Source organism: Ulvibacter litoralis (genome assembly GCF_900102055.1).
GTDB lineage: Bacteria > Bacteroidota > Bacteroidia > Flavobacteriales > Flavobacteriaceae > Ulvibacter > Ulvibacter litoralis.
In genome coordinates, this window is the sequence record NZ_FNBA01000004.1 from 141,017 (window position 1) to 163,486 (window position 22,470).

20 protein-coding genes are annotated in these 22,470 nt (G+C 36.2%); 10 read left to right on the plus strand and 10 right to left on the minus strand.

What is annotated here, in order from left to right; translation table 11 throughout:
- Positions 1-47: 47 nt before the first annotated feature.
- The gene (panB, locus tag BLQ00_RS13150; RefSeq protein WP_093144780.1) at positions 48-866 is read right to left on the minus strand and encodes a 3-methyl-2-oxobutanoate hydroxymethyltransferase; all 819 of its coding nucleotides are present in this window, start codon (positions 864-866) and stop codon (positions 48-50) included.
- Positions 867-929: 63 nt separating this feature from the next.
- Here panB and BLQ00_RS13155 point away from each other — a divergent pair, with 63 nt between their 5' ends.
- Positions 930-1,397, plus strand: a complete 468-nt coding sequence (locus tag BLQ00_RS13155) for a nuclear transport factor 2 family protein (RefSeq protein ID WP_093144781.1) — start codon at positions 930-932, stop codon at positions 1,395-1,397.
- Between the two features lie 3 nt (positions 1,398-1,400).
- Here the strand turns inward: BLQ00_RS13155 and BLQ00_RS13160 are convergent, their stop codons facing one another.
- The 3 genes from BLQ00_RS13160 to BLQ00_RS13170 all read right to left on the minus strand — a co-directional run bounded on the left by BLQ00_RS13160 (position 1,401) and on the right by BLQ00_RS13170 (position 5,031).
- Positions 1,401-1,925 (minus strand): hypothetical protein, encoded by a 525-nt coding sequence (locus tag BLQ00_RS13160; RefSeq protein ID WP_093144782.1) that lies wholly within the window; start codon positions 1,923-1,925, stop codon positions 1,401-1,403.
- Between the two features lie 262 nt (positions 1,926-2,187).
- Complete coding sequence (locus BLQ00_RS13165; RefSeq protein ID WP_093144783.1) at positions 2,188-3,612, minus strand: L-serine ammonia-lyase; 1,425 nt, start codon at positions 3,610-3,612, stop codon at positions 2,188-2,190.
- A 129-nt stretch (positions 3,613-3,741) separates the two neighbouring features.
- On the minus strand, positions 3,742-5,031 hold the full coding sequence (locus BLQ00_RS13170; protein WP_093144784.1) for an APC family permease: 1,290 nt from the start codon (positions 5,029-5,031) through the stop codon (positions 3,742-3,744).
- 157 nt (positions 5,032-5,188) lie between these two features.
- Here BLQ00_RS13170 and BLQ00_RS13175 point away from each other — a divergent pair, with 157 nt between their 5' ends.
- The 6 genes from BLQ00_RS13175 (at position 5,189) to dnaK (ending at position 11,825) form a co-directional block, all read left to right on the plus strand.
- Positions 5,189-5,557: a S24 family peptidase gene (locus BLQ00_RS13175; RefSeq protein WP_093144785.1), complete on the plus strand. Its 369-nt coding sequence runs from the start codon at positions 5,189-5,191 to the stop codon at positions 5,555-5,557.
- Positions 5,554-6,825: a Y-family DNA polymerase gene (locus tag BLQ00_RS13180; RefSeq protein WP_093144786.1), complete on the plus strand. Its 1,272-nt coding sequence runs from the start codon at positions 5,554-5,556 to the stop codon at positions 6,823-6,825. The genes BLQ00_RS13175 and BLQ00_RS13180 overlap by 4 nt, the downstream gene beginning before the upstream one ends.
- A gap of 114 nt (positions 6,826-6,939) precedes the next feature.
- Positions 6,940-7,941 carry a DUF4397 domain-containing protein gene (locus tag BLQ00_RS13185; protein WP_093144787.1) on the plus strand — a complete coding sequence of 334 codons (1,002 nt, stop codon included), beginning with the start codon at positions 6,940-6,942 and terminating at the stop codon, positions 7,939-7,941.
- A 180-nt stretch (positions 7,942-8,121) separates the two neighbouring features.
- Positions 8,122-8,988 (plus strand): T9SS type A sorting domain-containing protein, encoded by an 867-nt coding sequence (locus BLQ00_RS13190; protein WP_093144788.1) that lies wholly within the window; start codon positions 8,122-8,124, stop codon positions 8,986-8,988.
- Positions 8,989-9,104: 116 nt separating this feature from the next.
- Entirely contained in the window at positions 9,105-9,593 is a 489-nt protein-coding gene (locus BLQ00_RS13195; RefSeq protein ID WP_093144789.1) for a P-loop nucleotide/nucleoside kinase family protein, read from the plus strand.
- A gap of 327 nt (positions 9,594-9,920) precedes the next feature.
- A complete protein-coding gene (gene dnaK / locus BLQ00_RS13200; protein WP_093144790.1) occupies positions 9,921-11,825 on the plus strand; it encodes a molecular chaperone DnaK in 1,905 nt (634 codons plus the stop codon).
- 244 nt (positions 11,826-12,069) lie between these two features.
- On the opposite strand, the gene BLQ00_RS13205 is transcribed toward dnaK, so the two are convergent.
- The 6 genes from BLQ00_RS13205 to BLQ00_RS13230 form a co-directional block, all read right to left on the minus strand.
- Positions 12,070-13,086, minus strand: a complete 1,017-nt coding sequence (locus BLQ00_RS13205; RefSeq protein ID WP_093144791.1) for an LLM class flavin-dependent oxidoreductase — start codon at positions 13,084-13,086, stop codon at positions 12,070-12,072.
- 54 nt (positions 13,087-13,140) lie between these two features.
- Entirely contained in the window at positions 13,141-13,410 is a 270-nt protein-coding gene (locus BLQ00_RS13210; RefSeq protein WP_093144792.1) for an ArsR/SmtB family transcription factor, read from the minus strand.
- Positions 13,411-14,664: 1,254 nt separating this feature from the next.
- Positions 14,665-15,888 (minus strand): alpha/beta hydrolase-fold protein, encoded by a 1,224-nt coding sequence (locus BLQ00_RS13215; protein ID WP_093144793.1) that lies wholly within the window; start codon positions 15,886-15,888, stop codon positions 14,665-14,667.
- A 76-nt stretch (positions 15,889-15,964) separates the two neighbouring features.
- Positions 15,965-17,626, minus strand: a complete 1,662-nt coding sequence (locus tag BLQ00_RS13220; RefSeq protein WP_093144794.1) for a T9SS type A sorting domain-containing protein — start codon at positions 17,624-17,626, stop codon at positions 15,965-15,967.
- 163 nt (positions 17,627-17,789) lie between these two features.
- Positions 17,790-18,494, minus strand: coding sequence for a leucine-rich repeat domain-containing protein (locus BLQ00_RS13225; protein ID WP_093144795.1), 705 nt, complete (start codon positions 18,492-18,494; stop codon positions 17,790-17,792).
- Positions 18,495-18,589: 95 nt separating this feature from the next.
- The gene (locus tag BLQ00_RS13230) at positions 18,590-19,237 is read right to left on the minus strand and encodes an alpha/beta hydrolase (RefSeq protein WP_093144796.1); all 648 of its coding nucleotides are present in this window, start codon (positions 19,235-19,237) and stop codon (positions 18,590-18,592) included.
- A gap of 42 nt (positions 19,238-19,279) precedes the next feature.
- Between BLQ00_RS13230 and BLQ00_RS13235 the strand changes: the two genes are divergently transcribed.
- The 3 genes from BLQ00_RS13235 to menD are packed head-to-tail and all read left to right on the plus strand — an operon-like array spanning position 19,280 to position 22,469.
- Complete coding sequence (locus tag BLQ00_RS13235; RefSeq protein ID WP_093144797.1) at positions 19,280-19,699, plus strand: hotdog fold thioesterase; 420 nt, start codon at positions 19,280-19,282, stop codon at positions 19,697-19,699.
- Between the two features lie 6 nt (positions 19,700-19,705).
- Positions 19,706-20,773, plus strand: a complete 1,068-nt coding sequence (locus BLQ00_RS13240; RefSeq protein ID WP_093144798.1) for an isochorismate synthase — start codon at positions 19,706-19,708, stop codon at positions 20,771-20,773.
- 31 nt (positions 20,774-20,804) lie between these two features.
- A complete protein-coding gene (gene menD, locus BLQ00_RS13245) occupies positions 20,805-22,469 on the plus strand; it encodes a 2-succinyl-5-enolpyruvyl-6-hydroxy-3-cyclohexene-1-carboxylic-acid synthase (protein WP_093144799.1) in 1,665 nt (554 codons plus the stop codon).
- Position 22,470: the final 1 nt, after the last annotated feature.

Sequence of the window (22,470 nt, forward strand, 5' to 3'; positions counted from 1 at the left end):
TGGCAGAAGCGTTAGTGGTTAGAACTTATTTACAGAATAAATACGTTTTAGTACTGTTCCGCATCGCTTGGAAAATTACCACTTTTTACATCGGCACTGTACTGACCGAAAGCATTCGTCATTTCCGTATATAAATCTAGGTAACGTCTTAAAAATCGTGGATTAAACTCGTGCGTCATTCCCAGCATATCGTGGGTTACCAGTACTTGCCCATCGACACCGTTTCCGGCACCAATTCCAATAATAGGGATGGTCAATTTTTCAGCAACTTGTCTGGCAAGTTTTGCAGGAATTTTTTCCATTACAATAGCAAAACAACCTGTTTTTTCTAGCAATAAAGCGTCTTCAATTAATTTTTCAGCTTCTTCCTCTTCTTTCGCACGAACCGTATACGTACCAAACTTATAAATAGACTGAGGTGTAAGTCCTAAATGCCCCATAACAGGAATACCCGCATTTAAAATGCGTTTGATAGATTCTTTAATCTCTTTTCCACCCTCCATTTTAACAGCATGTGCACCACTTTCTTTCATAATACGAATGGCAGAACGAAGCGCTTCTTTAGGATCACTTTGGTAACTTCCAAAAGGGAGATCTACCACGACCAAACTGCGTTCAATACCACGAATTACAGAAGCTGCGTGATAAATCATTTGGTCAAGTGTTATCGGTAATGTAGTCTCGTGTCCAGCCATCACATTGGAAGCAGAATCACCTACTAATATGACATCAATACCAGAGCCATCTACAATCTTCGCCATGGTATAGTCATAAGCAGTAAGCATTGAAATTTTTTCACCTCTGTTTTTCATATCTACCAACGTTTTTGTGGTGATACGTTTGTACTCTTTTTTTGCTGTTGACATATTTTTTCTGAAATTGAGAGGTAAAAGTACTAATTTTGAGATTCAATCTTTACTATTTGTATCATGAAGTTACTCCTCCTCCTCCTTATTACTTTCTGCGGAAGCACCCTTTGTTTTTCGCAGCAGGATTTTTCCGAAGCTGAAGCAAAACAAATTATAGCAACTTTTTTTGAAGGATTCCATAAAGGAAATACCTTGCAAATGAGCACATTATTAACGTCTCATGCAATGTTAGAAACGGCATTTACAAACAAAGAAGGAGTGGCTACTATTACAACAAAAAGCGCCTCCAGTTTGGTAACGGCTATTGCAAAACGCCCAACCGATCAACAGTGGGAAGAGCGTATTTTGGGATATACCATCGCCATAGATGGTAATTTAGCGCATGTTTGGACGCCTTATGAGTTTTGGGTAAATGGCACCTTTAGTCATTGTGGCGCCAATTCTTTTACAATAGTTAAGACCAATGCAGGATGGAAAATACATCACATTATAGACTCCCGCAGACAGGCAGGTTGCCAACAAGAATAGTCGTTAGTTTCCCGAGTAGTTTTGCTGCGCGACAGTCGTATTCATTGAATTTTGATTTTTAAGGTAGGCTGGTGATTTTTCAAAAAGGATCTTAATTTGATTTTCCCAATCGTTAGCGATATCAAAATAGCTCGTATTAACCACAGACATGATAATACCACAGTCGTCACATACATGATGGTCGTACTCTAAAAAATAGTGTCCAAATTCGTGAAAAGCTACTACTTTTAAAATTTCAGGGTCAAGCATGGCAATCCAATTGATGGCGATGTTTTCAACGTTTCTATCTTCGTCTCTTTGTAGCATTCCTAAAGTAGAACCCTTTGAAGATGTTTGAAGTGTTTCTACCACAGCAATTTTTTTCAAGGCAAATAACTTATCGTTGTATTCAATGTTATAGGTTTTACACAATTCAAAAAAGGCATCTAAATGCGGTTTTAGTCTGCCATCAATACTTACCTCTTGCGCAGAAGTTGTAAACGAAAATGTTGTTGCTAAAATAAACAATACGATTAGGGGCTTTTTCATAATGTAGGAATTAAATGAATATAGATTTTAGGGCCAAAGTATTCTTTAGTTGAACACTTTAACGATAAATAAACACATTTAATCGATTAAAATTGCATTACAAATGTTAAAATGTGAAATATTAAGTATTTTCCTACATACAAATTTGAAAAATGGAAACTATTGTAATAGAGTTAGATAGCTAACGTAAATGTGAAAGCTATATTTTAGTCTTTTCCGAAGAAAAATAAAAAAGAAGAGTAATGATTTTATTATGAATGATTTAGCAGTCGCTCATGTTTACTTTCACAGCCAAACCGCCTTCGCTAGTCTCTTTGTATTTCGTATTCATGTCTTTTGCTGTTTCCCACATGGTTTCAATCACTTTGTCAAATGGAACCTTCGCATTGGCAGGATCACCATCTAATGCCATTTCGCACGCATTAATTGCTTTAATAGCGCCCATCGCATTGCGTTCTATACACGGTATTTGTACCAATCCGCCAATAGGGTCACAGGTAAGTCCTAAGTGATGCTCCATCGCGATTTCGCTAGCCATGAGTACTTGTTCTGGAGTTCCTCCCATAAGTTCGGTAAGCGCTCCTGCTGCCATTGCGGATGAAACGCCAATTTCTGCCTGACAGCCCCCCATAGCAGCCGAAATGGTAGCTCCTTTTTTAAACAAGCTTCCAATTTCTCCACTGACTAATAAGAATTTACGAATATCTTCAAAATTAGCATCGTGGTTTTCAATCACCATATAGTACATCATTACGGCTGGAATCACACCTGCACTTCCATTAGTAGGTGCTGTTACCACACGTCCTAAAGAGGCATTTACTTCGTTTACGGCCAAAGCGAAACAAGAAACCCATTTTAGGATTTGTCTAAATTTCACTTCTGTATTTCGAATGGTCGCAATCCATTCTTCGGCATTGGAATAGGAGGTACTGGTAAGTAGTGTTTTATTTGTTTCGTAAGCGCGGCGTTTTACATTTAATCCGCCAGGAAGCGTACCTTCAGTATGACAGCCTACGTACATAGAATCTAACATAACATCCCAAATAGCCTTTAGTTTGTCGTTAATTTCTTTTTCTGAACAAATTGATTTTTCGTTTTCGAGAACAATTTCACTAATCGATTTGCCTTCCGCTTTGCAATAAGCGAGTAATTCGGTTCCTTTTTCAATAGGAAACGGAAAATGAGAAAACAGTTCCACTTTTTTCTTGGCGCGTTTTCGTTCTTCTTTCACAACAAAGCCTCCTCCAATCGAATAATAGGTAGAAAATGTTTTTTTTCCGTTAGTTAGTGTTGCTCGAAACGTAATTCCGTTTGGATGAAAATCTAAAAATTTTCGGTTGAATTTTATATGTTCCTTCGGAATAAAAGGTACTGCTAACTCGCTGTTGAGTTGTAGTTTGTGTTCCGTAGTAATTTTAGTAATGGTTTCGTCGATCTTTTCTATTGGAAAGGTTACAGGGTCAAAGCCACATAATCCTAAAAGTACCGCAATATCGGTTGCATGTCCTTTTCCTGTTAAAGATAATGATCCGTATAAATCTACAGTGATAGAAGCGACATTATCAAAAGTTCCTTTCTTTTTTAATTCATCAATCCATCGTCCTGCCGCGCGCCAAGGTCCTAAAGTGTGTGAACTTGAAGGTCCTACACCAATTTTAAGCATGTCGAAAACACTAATACTTTCCATAGTTTTAAATCTAAATCAAACCTAAGAAATTTAAACGTATCTATTTAGGAGAAACTTAAAAATTACACCTAAAATTTATAGATTTTTTAAAATTGAAGGGGTTGTAACGGGACTAATTATGGTATTCTTTTATTTGGTCGAAGTTCTGCGTTCACTTTGTTTGTATAGAAACTCTAATAGAAAGCAAAAAACAATGATTCCTACAGCTATAAACACATCAGACTTACTTTCTGAAAAATGTTGAACGAGCAGCGCAACGAGTGCCACAAGACAAAATATAAAACCTATAAAAGGAATACTTTTTCTTCCGTTTATTTCTTTTGAAAGTTTAAACCCTGTGTAGTTTACAATAGCAAAAATTAATAAAAAACCAGTACTTCCTGCTGTGGAGATACTTTCTAATTTTAAGTTATTTACCAAAATCAGTGTCGTAATAGCAGTAATTAATAATCCAATGGGCTGATTCCATAGTGAGCGTGTAAACTCTTTAGGTAATTCATCGTCTTCAGCAATTTCATAATTTACTTTACTGCCTCCATACAGAGAAGCATTGATGGCTGAAAAGGTAGAGATTAGAGCTGCGATGGTAATCACGGTAAATCCAACTTTTCCCAGCATGGGTTTTGCAGCTTCGGCCAACACATAATCTTGGGCAGTTGCTATTTGCGCAAAATCTAAAGAACCAACAGTGATGGCTGCTATAATAACGTATAAAAAGATGACAAAAATTACCGACCCATAATAAGCCCTCGGAATATTCTTCTTGGGGTTTATAATATCCGGCGCCGCGTTTGCAATGAGCTCAAAACCTTCATACGCCACAAAAATCACCATTCCAGCGGTAAGAAGCTTAAACGGAGCTTCCCAATGGGTTGGCGATAGCTGGGTGACATGTGGATTTCCTATAAGTCCGTAGGCTCCAAAGCCTACAAAAGTTAATAAAATAACTAATTTGATAATTACGGCATAGGCTTCAATTTTTCCAACCACCGCAATACTGTAATAATTAATAACTGAGGCTAGAACAATTATAGCCGATGCGTAGATGTGTGAATCTATCGTAGCATCACTTGTAATTTGGTATAAGTTGGGAGCGTACGAGCCAAATGCCGAAGCATATAAGGCCAGCATTATAATGTAACTAATCCAAAGTAAATTATTAATACCTCCACTAAATACGCCAATGCCAAACCCTTGATTTATAAATTTCACAGTACCGCCTCTGTCTGGATAACGAAGCGATAATTTTACATAACTATAGGAAGTGATAAGCGCTATAAGTCCGGCGATTAAAAAAGAAATAGGTGTTCCTCCCTTTGCCAAGGCAACGGCCAACCCTAATACTGCAAAGATTCCGCCGCCAACCATTCCTCCAATACCAATGGATATCGCTTCTTTTAAACCTATTTTTTTATCCATGGTGTTTTTTTAGGGAACGATTGAAAATACAATATGATAGTCTTGTACTTTAGGGAGTCAAATTTATTCATTTCTACGGAACAAAACTATTTTCTGAATGTTCATATCTTTTATTGGAATAATTCCAATTTTTAGGAATAATTCCTACTTTTGAAACATGGAAATAACTACTTCAGGAAAGCTTCAGAAAAGCAAAGATCGCCACGCACCAGAAGTCTCAAAACAAACGGGATTTCCAAGTGCGGCTACGCACTATTTAGAAGCACCTATCGATTTGCATAAGGAGTTGATACAGAATCAAGATGCTACTTTTTTTATTCGCGTAGATGGAAATGGGTATGCAAACATGCAGATTAAACATAAGGATGTTTTAATTATCGATCGGTCGTTGCAACCCAAAGTTGGGAGTTTAATTTTAACGGTTTCTGATGGTGAATTTACAGTACAGCGAATGCCAAAAACGGCGAAAGAAGATTCCTTTACACTTTGGGGTGTTATTACATATATAATTCATTACGCGCTATGATTGCCATGGTAGATTGCAATAGCTTTTACGCGTCGTGTGAACAAGTATTTCGTCCCGATTTGTGGGGAAAGCCCGTAGTTGTGCTGAGTAATAACGACGGTTGTGTTATTGCTGCAAACAAGGAAGCAAAGGAGTTGGCACATATCCCGATGTTCGAGCCTGTTTTTAAAATTAAAGACTTATTGATTAAAAATAAAGTGTCTTTTTTCTCTTCTAATTACACCTTGTATGGAGAGATGTCGCAGCGCGTAATGAATATTCTCACCACTTTTTCGCCACAAGTTGAAGTGTATAGCATTGATGAGGCGTTTGTGGATCTCTTCGGAATGAAATACGTCTCGTTGACAGGTTACGGTCACCAAATGAAGGATGCAATTTACAAGAATACTGGTTTGCCTGTCGGCGTCGGAATTGCACCTACGAAGGTATTAGCGAAATTGGCGAACAGAATTTCTAAGAAGGTAGCGAGTAATAATCATGTGTTTGTAATAGACACCGAACAGAAAAGGGTTGAAGCTTTGCAATGGGCAAAAATTGGCGATGTTTGGGGCATTGGACGCAAACATGCAAAACGTTTGCAAACTATAGGAGTACATACGGCGTATGATTTCACAAATCTTCCGTTGGCATGGGTACGAAAAGAGATGACTGTAGTGGGAGAGCGGATGTGGCGCGAAATGAACGGGGAATCGTGTTTGGAGTTTACAACGCTTCCGAAGCCAAAAAAAGGGATAGGGACCGCAAAATCGTTTGGACAAAAGTTAGAAGATATTGGTCGTATTGAAGAGGCTTGTGCTTACTATATTAGTGAGGTAAGTGAAGTGTTACGGGCGCAAAAAAGCTGTGCAACCTACGTACAGGTTTTTTTACATACCAATTACCACAGCAATATTGACAAACAGTATTCAAATAGTGTCACAGTGACATTAGAAGTACCTACCAACAATACGTTTATGTTAATTTCAGAAGCACGTAAAGCCTTGCGACATATTTATAAACCTGGCTATCGGTATAAAAAAGTAGGGGTGAATTTAAGCGGTATTATTCCGCAGGAATACGTACAAGGAAATTTGTTTCATCAACCATCAAAGTTGGGTAAAAAAGAACTAATCGCAGTATTTGATACCCTCAACAATAAATACGGAAAGTCTACAGTAGCCTCTGCCATGATAGGAACTCGCATGAACGAATGGGAACTTATTAAAAAGGAACGAAGTCCTCGATATACAACACAATGGGGAGAACTACTGGTTGTAAAGACAAATTAATAGAGATGATAAAAATAGTTGATTCTTCATTTTGTTAAACTTTTTATAAAAAAGATTAAACAAAATGAATTTGTAATTATCTTGTTCCCTGAACATTAACAAAAAACTGTTATTATGAAAAAATTACTCTTTATTTTTATTGTCTTTTTTACGACTACTGTTGCTTTTTCGCAAACTGCCCGAGTGCAGGTAATTCATAATTCTGCCGATGCTTTGGCTTCAGAGGTAGATGTGTATGTAAATTCAGATTTAGCAATAGATGATTTTGCGTTTAGAACCGCAACACCTTTTATCGACTTACCTGCAGGAGTATCGATAGATCTATCTATAGCACCTTCTAGCAGTACTGATGTTGGGGATGCTGTATTAACTGTGCCGGTAACTTTAGCCGAGAATGAAACTTATGTTGTGGTTGCAGATGGAATTATAAGTCCGACAGGCTACAATCCATCGCCTGCTGCAAGTCTTCAAGTATATGCTATGGGGAGAGAAATGGCTTCCAATGGATCAAACACAGATGTATTAGTACACCACGGTGCTACCGATGCACCTACGGTAGATGTAGTAGAATCGGGAGTTGGAGCTGGTGTCATAGTTGATGATATTTCATACAGTGAATTTCAAGGATATTTAGAATTACCAACGGCAGATTATGTATTGCAAATACAAGATGCATCAGGAACAGTAGGTGTTGCTGCTTACGGAGCTCCTTTAAGCACTTTAGCATTAGAAGGTCAGGCACTCGTAGTGTTGGCTTCTGGGTTTTTAGATCCTTCTCAAAACTCGAATGGACCTGAATTTGGGCTGTGGGTTGCATTAGCTTCTGGTGGCGCATTAATTCCTCTTCCTCCCGCAACGTTGGGAGTAGAAGATCAAACACTTTCACAATTAAGTGTGTATCCAAATCCGACAGCAGATAGATTGACACTTTTTGGAGAAATAGAAGGTGATTATAGTGTATCGATTATTGATGTGAACGGACGTGTATTGTTAGAAAATAAAATTTCAGATGCGAACCGTAAAATCCGTACATCAAATTTAGACTCAGGGATTTATTTGTTGACGATTACTAGCGATGCGAATGCGTCTAAAACAATTCGTTTTGTAAAGCAATAGTGTAAAAGAATTAGAATAGTTAAAAAACACCCGAATGTTCGGGTGTTTTTTTGTTTTAAGAATATAGCTTTTGGAAAATACATACCTTATATCAAAAATTGTTAGAAGAGGTAAAAGGAGTTTTTATTGAAAACGCATAAATCGTAAAATTTTGATTATATTTAATAAATACTTTGTAGCATGAAAAAATATATATTTTTAGCTGTAGTACTTTCCAATTTTTTATTGTTTGGACAGCAATACCAAATCGAATTACGATTGGTAGATGCAACTGTAGGGTACCCTATTGGAAACCCAATTCCTGGATATACTCCTGAATCTAATGACAGTGGACTTAATGATATATTCGCGGCTTTTGATGCGTCGGTTTATTACCCAGGGTATAGTTACATTCCGGAATGGTATGACCGTACTCATTTTATACTTTGCGATGGCTGTGATATTAATGCGTTTGAACAAGCGCTTATGAATTACTCATCGGTTATAGAAAATACCATTCAATGTGCGCCACATACAATGAATGCTTTGTATGTTAAATTGATAACATTAGACAATGGTACAAATACAGGGACAACAACTTCATCAGGAGCAGTAATTACAGACAATGATGATTTAAATATCATTTTTGAAGATTTTGATGTTTTATATTTTGAACCTGCTTTTCCTTCTGGAGGGACTCAATTTGAAAGAACGTATATTGCAGCCTGCGATTGTAATGCAAGTGAATTGAAACCATTATTAGAGTTAGAAACTGAAACCATTGAGTTGGTAGAAGGTCCTTTAGGATATGCTATTCTTGCCAATGAAGAATTTGAAGCATTAGATTTTCAGTTTTATCCCAATCCGGTAGAGGATAAGCTTATTATAAATAGCACAGAAGATATCACATCTTTTGAAGTACTTAACTTATTGGGAAGAACGTTATTCAAAGTTTCTACGGAAGAAAAACTAAACGCAATGATTTCTTCTTTAAGTTCTGGACCTTATTTTTTAAAAGTAACAGCAAACAGAGGTGTTTCTGAAACTTTTAAATTATTAAAAAAGTAAACACTTCTATTCAATTATTATTATTTTAAGTAAGAAGTCTGTAAGCAAGCAGTAGAAAGAATTTTTAAAGAAAACACTGTCTTGTTTTGTTTCTGAAAAATAGTAGTTTTGCAACAATGATACACTTAATAGTAGGAAATACAGGGGCTGGTAAAACAACTTATGCAAGGGAGTTGAAGAAAAAAACGAATGGAATTATCTTCTCTATTGATGCTTGGAATAATACGTTATTTCTTCCCGACAAGAAAGAAACGGATGGCTTAGATTGGTTTTTAGAGCGTATTGAGCGTGCTGAAACACTTATGCAGCAGCTAATACTGCAATTGCACGAATCGAGGGTAGATGCAATATTGGATTTAGGACTGTCAAAAATTAACCATCGTGAAAAATTTAGACAGTTTGCAATTGCGCATGACATTGAGTGTAAGCTTCATTTTTTAGATATTCCGAAGGAGGTTCGGAAGGAGCGTGTTTTGCAACGAAATACTGAAAAAGGAGACACGTTTGAATTTGAAGTAACCGAAGAAAATTTTGAATTCATGGAAACTTGGTTTGAACGCCCTACCGATGATGAGTTGTTGGAAAGTGTTTGGATCAATCATTAAGTTGTAAGAAGTAAGTAAATAGAGGTGTGTCTTGATACCTTTACTTTAAAAAAGAAATATAACATCAGCGAGAGGGATAGAACGGTTTGTTTGAGCCTCCCTCTGCCGCAGGCAAGCTCTCCTAGTTTTTCTTCGGGAAGCGAGTAATGAAAGTCCGACCCTCCTGAAGCTTCGGGATAGAACCTACCCACGTCATTAGTATCTTTATATCGTTCGACTACAGTTACTAACATTCTGCCATCATGTCAGATATGTTCTAGTGGCATAATCCTTGTCATATACACATCGTAAATAAAAAATAAATTAGTAAATTATAACTATAACATTATGAGTAAAATAATTGGAATCGACTTAGGAACTACCAACTCTTGTGTGGCTGTTATGGAAGGTAGCGAGCCAACAGTAATTCCTAATGCAGAGGGAAAAAGAACTACACCTTCTGTAATCGCCTTTGTTGAAGGTGGTGAAATTAAAGTTGGAGATCCTGCAAAAAGACAAGCAGTAACGAACCCTACCAAGACTATTTCTTCTATAAAACGTTTTATGGGGAATAAGTATTCAGAATCTAAAAGTGAAGCAGACCGCGCAGCTTACAAAGTTGTAAAAGGTGATAACGATACTGCTCGTGTAGATATTGATGGTAGATTGTACACCCCACAAGAATTGAGCGCAATGGTTCTTCAAAAAATGAAGAAAACTGCTGAGGATTACTTAGGGCAAGACGTAACAGAAGCAGTTATTACTGTTCCTGCATACTTTAACGACAGTCAGAGACACGCGACTAAAGAAGCGGGTGAAATTGCGGGACTTAAAGTACGTAGAATTATAAACGAGCCTACTGCAGCAGCACTTGCTTACGGTATGGACAAAAAAGGTATTGACCAAAAAATCGTAGTATTTGATTTTGGTGGTGGTACGCATGATGTATCAATCCTTGAATTAGGAGACGGTGTATTTGAAGTATTATCTACCGATGGTGATACACACTTAGGTGGGGATGATGTAGATCAAAAAATTATTAACTGGTTGGCAGACGAGTTTCAAGCAGAGGAGCAAATGGATCTTAGAAAAGACCCAATGGCTTTACAACGTTTGAAAGAAGCTGCTGAAAAAGCGAAAATTGAATTATCATCTGCAGCACAAACAGAAATTAACTTGCCATACGTAACAGCTACTGCTAGCGGACCAAAACACTTGGTGAAAACGTTAACAAAAGCGAAGTTTGAGCAATTAATCGACGATTTAGTAAAAAGAACAATTAAGCCTTGTGAAACTGCATTAAAAGCAGCAGGTATTTCAAAAAGCGATATTGATGAGATTATCTTAGTTGGAGGTTCTACTCGTATTCCTGCTGTGCAAGAAGCGGTTGAGAAATTCTTCGGAAAAGCACCTAACAAAGGAGTAAATCCTGATGAAGTAGTAGCAATTGGTGCTGCCATTCAAGGGGGTGTTTTAACAGGTGATGTAAAAGATGTATTGTTATTAGATGTTACACCTTTATCATTAGGTATTGAAACAATGGGTGGTGTAATGACAAAACTTATTGAAGCAAATACAACAATTCCTACTAAGAAAAGTCAGGTATTCTCTACAGCTGCCGATAATCAACCAAGTGTTGAGATTCACGTATTGCAAGGAGAGCGCCCAATGGCTCCAGATAACAAAACGATTGGTCGTTTTCACTTAGATGGAATTCCACCAGCGCAACGAGGAGTACCTCAAATTGAAGTTACTTTCGATATTGATGCCAACGGTATTATTAAAGTAAGTGCTACAGACAAAGCGACAAACAAATCTCAAGACATTCGTATTGAAGCTTCTTCTGGTTTAACTGAAGAGGAAATCAAAAAAATGAAGCAAGAAGCTGAAGCAAATGCTGAATCTGATAAAGCAGTGAAAGAAAAAGCGGATAAGCTGAATGAAGCGGATGGAATGATTTTTCAAACTGAAAAGCAATTAAAAGAGTTTGGTGATAAATTATCTGATGATAAGAAAGCGCCAATTGAAGCTGCTTTAGAAGAGTTGAAAAAAGCGTACGAAACAAAAGAAGTTGAAACCATTCAACCAGCGTTAGATAAAATTAACGAGGCTTGGAAAGTTGCTTCTGAAGAAATGTACAAAGCACAAGCAGATGCACAAGGAGCTCCAGCTGGAGAACCAACAGCTGACGCAGGAGCATCTAGCGATGAGAATGCAGATGTTGAAGACGTAGACTTTGAAGAAGTAAAATAAGCAGAGAACACATTTTGCAACGCAAAATGTAGTGAATCGCTTATCCGCCTTAGGCGGATCTTTACAGCCTAAACTATATAATAAAATGCCTTGCGAAAGTGAGGCATTTTTTATTGCAATGCAAAATGTAGTGAATCGCTTATTCGTCTCAGGCAGATCTTTACAAGAAATCTAAAAAAATATAAAAACCCGCAACTTTTTAAAGTTGCGGGTTTTTTGTTTAATAAGGATTGGCAGTAATCTTTTATACTTTATTTAATTCTTTCATTATTTCTGAAAATAAGGAGTACGATCTAACTCTATCTTGCGCATCGTATATATTGGTTACTGCAATGACTTCATCTACATGTGTTTTATCAAGAAAGTCTTTCGTTTGTTTTTTAACAGATGCTTTGCTTCCTATAAAAGAATACTTCAACATTTGATGAATGGCAGGATGCTTACTTATTTCAATCAAATCTTCCGTCATGGTTGTTGGTGCAGGAACATATTGTCTTTTCCCTGTTACAATACCTAAGATGATGTTGATTAAGGATGTTGAAATTCGTTCTGCTTCCGCGTCCGTTTCTGCAGTAATTACATTAATCCCTGCCATCGTATACGGTTCTTTTAAATACTCTGAAGGCTGAAATTCATTTCTATAAATAGCTAACGCTTCAAATAATTGTGCTGTTGCAAAGTGACTCGCAAAAGCATAGGGGAGTCCTTTTTTAGCCGCTAAATGTGCGCTATCGGTGCTAGATCCTAAAATGTATAACGGTACATCGACACCTTCAGCAATATTGGCTCTTACTTTAGCGGTGCTATTTTCGGTTGAAAAGTACTGCTGAATTTTTTCAATCTCTTCAGGAAATTGATGCTGTGCTTGCATTCTATCAGACCGAATGGCAAATGCAGTTTCTTGGTCGGTACCTGGCGCTCGTCCTAAACCTAAATCGATTCGGTTTGGATACAGTAATCCTAAGGTTCCAAATTGTTCAGCCACAATAAGCGGGGAGTGGTTGGGAAGCATAATTCCGCCCGAACCTACTCTTATTGTTTTGGTAGCTTCAGCAATGTATCCCATTAAAACGGTGGTTGCCGAGCTGGCAATTGCAATCGAATTGTGGTGTTCTGCCAGCCAGTATCTATGATAGCCTAACGCTTCTGCTTTTTGCGCTAACGTTTTGCTAAGTTGTAATGTTTCCGAAGCACTAATTCCTTCAGAAATTAATACGAGATCTAATAGGGAGTATTTTGTATGTTTTTTTAGTAAAGACATTTGCTTTATAGATTGATATATTTAAAAGTTTCGATGTATTTGATAAATAAAAAATTACATTTTGGTTAGTGAAGTAATGTATTCTTCCCATGTTTTGGCATGAATTGTATAGTTGTAATGCCTTCCTTCCTTTTGTGGTTGAATTAAATCGGCTTCGACTAATTTTTTAATGTGGTGACTAATGGAAGGTTGTGTGAGATCTAGAAACGACCCAATTTCTTGGCATTCCATCTTACCTTGGTGTTGTTGCATGTATTGCAAAATCTTAAGCCTGTTACTGTCGCTTAAGGCTTTCGATATTTTTTCAATTTGTTTTAATTCCATAATAATAGATAGACACATGCAAATGTATCTATAAATAAGAAGACTGCCAAACTAGTATGATAAGGGTATACAGATGGATTTATATTGTTTTCTATTAGTTTTTCCGTTTAACGGTATTTTTAAGCTTTTGGTCTATATTAAATTGACGCTAATCTAAAATGTTGATTTATAAGTGTATTGAAGAAGTATATTTACAGTGTAATTAAATAGTAAAGTAATTATAACAAGAATATAAATTATATCCCCAATAAATTTTTTATAGTCCCCAATTTTAGTACAAACCTACTTAAGCCAAACAGCCTTAGATCCTACCTAAGGTTGTTTTTTTTGTTTACTACTTTCTTTTGTAAGATACTACTACCAGTCACTTTTATTGGCTTATGAGTTTTATGCTAAAGAAATATAACTATTTACGGTTTATCGGAAGCTTCTTGCAACTCGTCTATAGAAACATTAACCTAATCTAATATGTTGATTTATATTTTAATAGCACTTGTATATTTACAATATAATTATGAGCATTAGTTATAACTGTTAAGAACTCTATTTTAGTTGTAAGACTATAATAGTTTAAAATCCCCAAATCCCCAATTTGGTTTGAAAACTTACTTACACAAAATAGCCTTAGATTGCTACCTAAGGCTTTTTTTGTGTTTACTTTTTTCTGAAAATTTAGAGGTTTACAACTCTATCTTACGGTAAACATACGGCGGTTTTAAGATGTATTTTTCGTGTTTTTATAAACTAGCAATTCGGAATTATTAATTTTCAATGATGGTATTATTTTAGAAAAAGTTGTTAGCATAGGTGTTTTTTACCATTTAACGGAAGTTTCTAGCCTCTCATCGGCATAAATTTGACGCTAATCTAAAAGATTGATTTACAACTGTATTAGGGCCGTATATTTACATAGTGATTAAATACTAATGGTTAAAACAATAAGAGTAGTACTTTATTAGGAGACATTAGTTATATGGGATCAGTAAAATAAGTGTATCTGTAAATGCCAGACCTTTTTTTAAGGAATACTAGCAACACTTCATAAAAAGCAGAGCTGAAATAGTTAATTTTTAGTTTTTTTAATTTCCCAAAGAACATGTTTGATTGCATACCTAACTTATGTTAAAACAGCCTTAGATTCATAGCTAAGGCTGTTTCTTTTTATATTGGTTTTTCTTCGGAAAGTTTTACGTAACTTCAGTTCCTTCTGTCTGTGTTAAAAGCAATTTAGGCTTCTAATAAAAAAGGGTAAATTCAATTTTGAAGCATTTCTTTGGCTTCGAGTAACTCATTAATTTGCCATTGTCTAGCTTGTTGTTCTTTTGCAGAACGAATAGCGGTTTCAATATGTGTTTTGGCTTCAGGAAGCTTGTTTAGCTCTTTATTTACTTCAGATAATTTTTGAAGCACCTCAAACGAATTAGGATACTGTTTCAATGTTTCAGTCAGGAGTGTTTCCGCTTTTTCATACGCTTTATATTCAAGATAATTAGCAGCTATTAAAGTGTTGAAATAGGGTAGGGAAGCAGGGTATGATTCAGAAACAAACTCCTGAATTTTTTTAATTTCAGCTTCTTTCGACTTTAACTTATAGTGGGTATATCCTAAAACTCCATTCGGAATATTGAAAGTTGTATTATAATGAGATTTCACCTTGTTGTAATGAGTTATAAAACTTTCCGAAGAATCAAAAAATGGCTGTTCTGTTTTCCAAGTTTTAAAAATAGCTTTTAACGCCCATTTGTACGTAGGCTCACCCACAGAGTTGTGATTTTCTTCCTCAAATTGTTTAAACTTAAAACCATCATTGGTATGCTTTAAAAAAGAGGCCACTTCCATTCCTTTTTCATCTGCTAATGAAACATATACATCTGAGGAGTAGCTAGTGTTTTTCTTGAAAATATCTTTTGCTCTTTTTTGTATCGCTTTATCCGACCACCATAACGCTGGACTTATTGCGATGTAATGATTAAATAGGTCTGGTTGTACAAGAGCACTGTTAATTACAAAGAGTCCTCCAATGGAGTGTCCTGCTAATATCTTGTAATCGGCTGCCTTGTAGTTTGAATGAATATAGGGTGTGAGTTCTGATTTAATAAATTGTAGCGTTTCGTCTGCATTGCCAATATCTTTAGCACCTTGAATATTCGGTTTGCAGTTTTTTCTGTAGGTTTTGGTACCTTTTCCTGAAATACCAACTACGATCATCTCTGGGATGTTCTCACTAATATTCGATTGCAATTCAATGAGCCCGGTGACGTATTGAAAGTTATAGTCTCCGTCTAATATATATAGTACAGGATATTGCTGATCTTTATTTGAATAATAGGAAGGAGGCAGATAGATGAGTAGCGGTCGCTCTTCCTTTAATATTTCGGAAGTGATAGACACACGGCTGCCAATCGTTATATCTTGTGCCACTAATTTTGTAGATATAGCGAGTAAACAAAGGAGTGTGAGCGTGAAAAACGTATTCATTCTATCTATGTAACTATCTGCAATTAGCTGTTTTATCTATAATGGGATTTCCAACTTTCAATTTAAAAGAGAGCAATTATTTTACTACAAATTTTAATGTTTGGGTGTTTTCTGAATCTTCAACTTGCAGTAAGTATATTCCTGACTGTAACGCATGCTTCAACGTAATTTCTGAAGCAGGGTTGCTGTAAGTTTCATTTATTAAAAGTTGTCCAGTACTGTTATAAATGGATAATTGTACCTTTTCAGAAACAGTTGAAGTCTTCAGGTGAAGTGTAATTGCATCTGTTACTGGGTTTCTGTCAAGAACGTATTTTTCCGAAGCATTAAAATCTGATATACCTGCAACACCGTTTCTTATTTCATCGAGTGCAAATTGTGCGCTTTCTGGAGTTACTGCTACGTGTGATTCATTTTCAGAAGGAATAAATGTATTTACAAACGGGGAAGTGTGTGTGCCGCCAATATCTGGTGTTGCAAACCAATTGTCTTCATTTTCTATAGCAAGTGCGCTTATGGTCGGAATAAATGAATAATCGTCTTGGTCTAGGGCTGCGATAAATGCTACAATAATAGGGTTAGAGCTTCCACCGCCACCCAAAGCGCTTGATATGTTTGAGGTTCCTCCAGGTGCGCTATCAATACCATCTGTAAATGAAAACGATTCAGCTTCCGTAGTAAATTCGGTTAAAGGAATTCCTGTGAAAAGTGTTTCGACGAAGGTTGGTGAATTGGTTTGACTGGCGGCTGGTGTAAAATGTAATTCGATGTCTGCCGATAATCCACTACCTAAATCTACATTGGTACTAACCACTTGCATCCCAGCAGTTCCAGTTGTTGTCCCTTGTCCGCTACCATTAATCATGGCAACATTTCGAACATTTTGCGGGAAACCTAGCGCGTCTAATTCTGCTTGAAACGCAGCTCTAAAATTGGGTGCTCCTGCAGGTAAAACTAATGTAGGGTCTTGCTCAAAAGTTGAACCACTTAATAAATGTCCTGATAAATGGTCGTACAACATTTCTTTAGCCGCGGGCGAATTTAAAACGTCGTCTACAATGGCAATTGCTTGTGGATCTCCTAGTTGTTGTGCTAAGTAATTAATTAAGTATTGTAAACTGATAGGGATATTTGCTCCTTTGTGCGGTGAATCGAATGATATATACAAACGAGTTTCAGGATCAAGACTATTTTGCTCCATATATGAAAGCGCATAACGGCCAATTAAACCGCCCATACTAGGTCCTAAAACCACTAGCTCTTCATCCCCAACTTTTTGGTCATTTAGTAAGTTTATTAGTTCGACTAACACCATTGCATTTCGTTGAATATAATCAGATCCACCATCAATGTCTTTTCCATCGGTAGTATAAAGTGGTGCATTTAAAATTACAATATCAAAACCTTCAGATCGTAGCACATCTGCCATATTATCTCCTCCATAACTTAAGCTGTTGTAAAGTCCGTTAATATCTCTACCATCACCAGGGTCGAAACCATCTAGAATAATAATAGGTTTGTCCAGCTCACCGTTAATAATATCTAAAAATATTTCATACTCACCTTCACCAAAATAGGCTTGTGTTTCGTCATAACCTTGATAGGGAATACTAGCCACAAGAGTAGTAGCGGTTGTTTTATTTTCGATGGGTGTATTGTCTGCTTTTTTCTGAAAATAACTTTGAGAAAATAGGGTTGAGGAGAAAAGGGAAACGATAAGTAGGTATTGAATTTTCATAATAGTGCTATTTAAAAGTTCATTATTGCAAGTAATCTACTTGCAAAATACTAAAAAACTTGCCAAACAGTACTTTAGTTCGTTTTAATTGTATTTCAACCAACAAAAAACGACTCCGTTTAGAGAGTCGTTATAACCAAATAAAAAATAAAAATATGAAATATTAATTTTCGTCGTCATTAACCTCACTCGCTATAATTGTTTTAGCTGAAGGAGTTATGTTTGGGTTTTTAAAGTTCGCTTCTTGATTGAAAAGAAGTAAAGATGCAAATGATTCTGTTTCGATGATTTCATTTTCAGCAATCACCAACTTTTTTAAGTTTTCAGAATAAGATAACTCAATAGGTAATGTTCCTACAAGATTGTTATCGAATACATTTAAAATCTCTAATTCTGATAAGTTACTAAGAGATGTTGGAATGCTTCCGTCTAATTTATTACTGCTTAAGTGTAACTCTTTTAAAGCGCTTAAATTTCCAATGGTAGATGGGATATTTCCGGAAATGTTATTTCCATTGATAGCTAAAACTTTTAATTTAGAAAGTTGACCCAATTCAGTAGGAAGATTTCCAGATAACTTATTAAAAGAAACCTCAAATACTTCCAAGTTTTCTAAGTCGCCAATTGAAGCAGGAATAGTTCCTGTCATATTATTAAATAAAAGACTTACGCCTGTAATCTTATTCTCTTTAACTGTTACGCCAAACCAATCTTTAACAGGTTGATTGATATCCCAAGAGTTTACCCAGCTTTCACCGTTTGTAGCGATGTAAAAGTCTAATAGTGCTTGCTTTTCTTTTGGAGCTACCTGTGCTACTAGTGCGATACTAGTAAAAATAAATGCTAAGGTTAAGATCAAATTTTTCATATAAGCGGGGTTAAGTTTTTTCCTACAATTTGATGTAAATTAAAGGCTTAACTTGATTATATGCAAATTTATTCGATGAAATACACTCTTTTGTCTTATTTTTCTTTCGCTGTGGTAATGAGAAATTCTTTATTTACTTCGTGAACCCCTTTAAACACATGTACTTCAAGTCTTTCTCCAAACAGATTACTTCCTTTAAGCTCTTCTTCGGTTTTCCTAGCTTCTGTAATGTATGGATCGTTGTCGCCATACAAATAAGTAACTTTTGTAGTAGGGCTCATGAATGTAAAGTCTTCAGGTTGTAATTCCTTCGGAATTCCTCCAGAATGAAGAATTAAGTGGTTGCATTTAATTTTGCGGCTTGCGACCCATCGTGTTGCAATTGAAACACCTTGCGAATAACCAAGTACAATAAAATTAGGAAGTGTGTTGGGTTTTTCTGCGTCAAACACAGCGTCTATGTAATTTAATACGTTTTCAATTTCAAGAGTTGTATTTTCTCGTGTAAGCCAAGAAGCACCTACGTGGCGAAACTTTTTATCCTGGTAATATTTAGCGGGAGCTTGTGGTGCAATGATGAAATTTTCAGTAGGATTTAATTCTGAAAAATAGTTGATAAAGTATTTACTTAAATACCCGAGACCGTGAAAAACAAGCCAAATATGTTTTGTTTCTGAAGTAATCGTATTAAGCGTTGAATATGTGTTTGTAGTTGAGTAAGAAACTTGTTTTTGAGGTGTCATTTATTGGTGCATTTTGTACTTTAGCAAAAGTAAAACATTCCTATGAAGTACACTAAAGAAGAAATTTTAGCCAAATGTAACGATATGTGTAAAAACACACTAATGGAAACGCTCTCCATTGAATTTATATCGGTTACCGACGATACTTTAGTCGCTAAAATGCCTGTAACCCCTCGTGTGCATCAACCCGACGGTGTGTTGCATGGAGGCGCTTCTGTGGCTTTAGCAGAAAGTATTGGAAGTGCTGCGGCATTCATTTTTTTAGATACCGAAAAAGCAATGATTCGAGGTATTGAAATTGCGGCTAATCATGTTAAAAGCATTCGAGATGGATTTGTATATGCAACCGCTAAAATTGTACACAAAGGTAGAACGACTCAATTGTGGCAAATTCGAATTACAAATGAAGCAGACGAATTAATCTCGTTAGTAAAACTAACTACATTAACTTTATATAAATAGTTTCGTATGGAGTATTCAGCGATGTTAGAAAAAATAAAAAGTCAGTACGATTCTAAAATCCCCTTTTCAATATATAGTCTTCCCGATAGCGATACTATTACGTGTTATTTTCAGATTAAAAACGAAATAATGGAAGGAAATTGTTTTTTAGAACAAGATATGCTATTCGCCCCTTTCGATTCTGAAAAACCTTTGTATTGTATTCCAGCAAATAAAGCAGAAGTTGTATCGATTCCCTTTCCGAAGAATAGTATCACGCAACAAGAAGTCTCTATTGATGAAAAAGAAGAGGATTTAATAAAACATCTAAAGTTAGTTAAAGCAGCAAGAGACGCTATCAAGAACAAAAAAGCGAATAAAATAGTTGTTTCGCGCAAGAAAGATATTGTTATACAGCCGTTAGATTTTTCAATCTTACTAAATCGATTATTCAATTTATTTTCAAATACGTATCGTTATCTTTGGTACCACCCCGATACAGGACTCTGGTGTGGTGCAACGCCCGAAACCTTAGTGAAAACTGAAGGACTTTCATTTACAACAATGGCACTTGCAGGCACGCAAAAAGTAAATAGTAAACGTCCGCCAGATTGGACAAGTAAAGAGATTACAGAACAGCAATATGTGACCGATGCGATAACAACTAGTTTGCAACGCGTGACTTCTGTTGTCAAAATTTCGAAAACGTACACACAGTTAGCAGGCTCGTTAGCGCATTTACGCACCGATATTTCTGGAGTTTTAAAAAATGGAAAAGCGACTCTAGCTACTATTTCTAATGCACTACATCCTACACCCGCAGTTTGTGGAACCCCTACAAAATTTGCGAAATCATTTATTGCGTTTAATGAAGGCTATGACCGAGAATTTTATACCGGTTTCACAGGACCTATTAATCCTGGAAGTGGTGATTCGCAGTTGTTTGTGAATTTACGCTGTTTAAAAATTGAAGAGACAACAGCGACATTGTACGTTGGTGGTGGAATCACAATTGATTCGGAGCCTGAAAAAGAATGGGAAGAAACCAAAAATAAAATGCAAACAATGCTACAAGTACTGCAACCATTTCTTTAATTATAGCACACTATTTGTACCTTTGTAGCTAATGAAGTTTTCAAGTAAAATTCTTTCGCAAACAATTACACAATTATGCTTGTCTAGCAAAATTGACCATATTGTTATTTCTCCTGGATCTCGTAATGCGCCTTTAACAATAGGGTTTACAGAGCATCCAGATTTTCATAGTTTTAGTATTGTAGACGAACGTTGTGCGGCTTTTTTTGCACTAGGCTTGGCGCAACAGCTTCAGAAACCTGTGGCATTAGTATGTACTTCAGGTTCGGCATTACTTAATTACTTTCCTGCAGTTTCCGAAGCGTTTTATAGCGATATTCCTTTAGTAGTCATTTCAGCCGATAGACCTGAACATTTACAAGAAATTGGAGATGGCCAAACCATACAACAACAAGACGTTTATGGAAAACATAGTTTGTACAATGCCAACTGTATAGAAGGAGCAGAACATCAAGCGAGCAATGAAAACATTATTAGAAAAGCGTTAACAGTTGCGTATGAGCAGCAAGGGCCTGTACACATTAATGTGCCTTTTTCGGAACCTCTTTACAATAAAGTAGATGTTTTAGAAGTGCAACCAGAAAAGATTGATATGTCTTTTTCTTCGGAAGGGATTATAGATGATTTAACGCCGTACGTTCAACAATGGAATGCTAGTAAGCGGAAGCTCATTTTAGTAGGTGTTTTACCTCCAAATAGTATTGAACAACGGTTTATAGATCAACTGGCAACAGATGAAAGTGTTATGATACTAACTGAAACAACTTCAAACTTGCATCATGACCATATGTTTCCAGCGATAGATCAATTAATTGCTCCTTTAGATGCAACTGGATTCAAAGCCTTGCAACCGGAGATTCTGTTAAGCTTTGGAGGTATGGTTATTTCAAAAAAAATAAAAGCCTTTTTACGAGAATATCAACCTAAAGCCCATTGGCATGTACACTCCAAAAAAGCATACGATACTTATTTTTGTTTAAGCCATCATTTTAAGGTGACTCCAAATACTTTTTTAGCGAAATTTTTACCGAAAACAGCTTCTGTTTCTTCTAGTTATGCAAAAGATTGGGAATTGGTGAAGGAGCATCGATTGGCAAAACATGAAGAATATGTTTCAGAAATAGCATACTCCGACTTTAAAGTGTTTTCAGAAATTGTTGAAACACTTCCGAAGCCATTACAATTGCAATTAAGCAACAGTGCGACGATTCGCTATTTACAACTATTTGAATTGGATGCTTCTATAGAAGTGTTTTGCAACCGTGGTACTAGCGGAATTGATGGGAGCATGAGCACTGCAATAGGCGCGGCGTATGTGTCAAACTTACCAACGGTTTTTATAACGGGCGACCTTAGCTTTTTGTACGATAGCAATGCCTTGTGGAATAATTACATTCCTGCGAACTTCAAAATTATTGTGATTAATAATGCGGGTGGCGGTATTTTTAGAATTTTACCTGGCGAAAAGAATACAGAGAAATTTGATAGGTTTTTTGAAACAAAACATTCGTTAACCGCACGTCAACTTTCAGAAATGTACGGGTTAGATTATGCTTCCGTGACAGGTGAAGCTTCTTTACAGCAATCGTTACAGCAATTTTATAGTCCTTCCGAAGGACCAAAATTATTGGAGATTTTTACACCTTCCAAAGTAAATGATCAAATCCTAATCAACTATTTTAAATTTATAAAGTAGT

Excerpts from the sequence above, each read along its gene's own strand:
- dnaK (WP_093144790.1), top strand. The coding sequence starts at position 9,921 with ATGAGTAAAATAATTGGAATCGACTTAGGAACTACCAACTCTTGTGTG.
- BLQ00_RS13180 (WP_093144786.1), top strand. The coding sequence starts at position 5,554 with ATGATTGCCATGGTAGATTGCAATAGCTTTTACGCGTCGTGTGAACAA.
- BLQ00_RS13235 (WP_093144797.1), top strand. The coding sequence starts at position 19,280 with ATGAAGTACACTAAAGAAGAAATTTTAGCCAAATGTAACGATATGTGT.
- BLQ00_RS13170 (WP_093144784.1), bottom strand. The coding sequence starts at position 5,031 with ATGGATAAAAAAATAGGTTTAAAAGAAGCGATATCCATTGGTATTGGA.
- BLQ00_RS13240 (WP_093144798.1), top strand. The coding sequence starts at position 19,706 with ATGGAGTATTCAGCGATGTTAGAAAAAATAAAAAGTCAGTACGATTCT.
- BLQ00_RS13215 (WP_093144793.1), bottom strand. The coding sequence starts at position 15,888 with ATGAATACGTTTTTCACGCTCACACTCCTTTGTTTACTCGCTATATCT.
- BLQ00_RS13155 (WP_093144781.1), top strand. The coding sequence starts at position 930 with ATGAAGTTACTCCTCCTCCTCCTTATTACTTTCTGCGGAAGCACCCTT.
- BLQ00_RS13165 (WP_093144783.1), bottom strand. The coding sequence starts at position 3,612 with ATGGAAAGTATTAGTGTTTTCGACATGCTTAAAATTGGTGTAGGACCT.
- BLQ00_RS13230 (WP_093144796.1), bottom strand. The coding sequence starts at position 19,237 with ATGACACCTCAAAAACAAGTTTCTTACTCAACTACAAACACATATTCA.
- BLQ00_RS13190 (WP_093144788.1), top strand. The coding sequence starts at position 8,122 with ATGAAAAAATATATATTTTTAGCTGTAGTACTTTCCAATTTTTTATTG.
- BLQ00_RS13195 (WP_093144789.1), top strand. The coding sequence starts at position 9,105 with ATGATACACTTAATAGTAGGAAATACAGGGGCTGGTAAAACAACTTAT.
- BLQ00_RS13225 (WP_093144795.1), bottom strand. The coding sequence starts at position 18,494 with ATGAAAAATTTGATCTTAACCTTAGCATTTATTTTTACTAGTATCGCA.
- panB (WP_093144780.1), bottom strand. The coding sequence starts at position 866 with ATGTCAACAGCAAAAAAAGAGTACAAACGTATCACCACAAAAACGTTG.
- BLQ00_RS13205 (WP_093144791.1), bottom strand. The coding sequence starts at position 13,086 with ATGTCTTTACTAAAAAAACATACAAAATACTCCCTATTAGATCTCGTA.
- BLQ00_RS13185 (WP_093144787.1), top strand. The coding sequence starts at position 6,940 with ATGAAAAAATTACTCTTTATTTTTATTGTCTTTTTTACGACTACTGTT.
- BLQ00_RS13210 (WP_093144792.1), bottom strand. The coding sequence starts at position 13,410 with ATGGAATTAAAACAAATTGAAAAAATATCGAAAGCCTTAAGCGACAGT.
- BLQ00_RS13160 (WP_093144782.1), bottom strand. The coding sequence starts at position 1,925 with ATGAAAAAGCCCCTAATCGTATTGTTTATTTTAGCAACAACATTTTCG.
- BLQ00_RS13220 (WP_093144794.1), bottom strand. The coding sequence starts at position 17,626 with ATGAAAATTCAATACCTACTTATCGTTTCCCTTTTCTCCTCAACCCTA.
- BLQ00_RS13175 (WP_093144785.1), top strand. The coding sequence starts at position 5,189 with ATGGAAATAACTACTTCAGGAAAGCTTCAGAAAAGCAAAGATCGCCAC.
- menD (WP_093144799.1), top strand. The coding sequence starts at position 20,805 with ATGAAGTTTTCAAGTAAAATTCTTTCGCAAACAATTACACAATTATGC.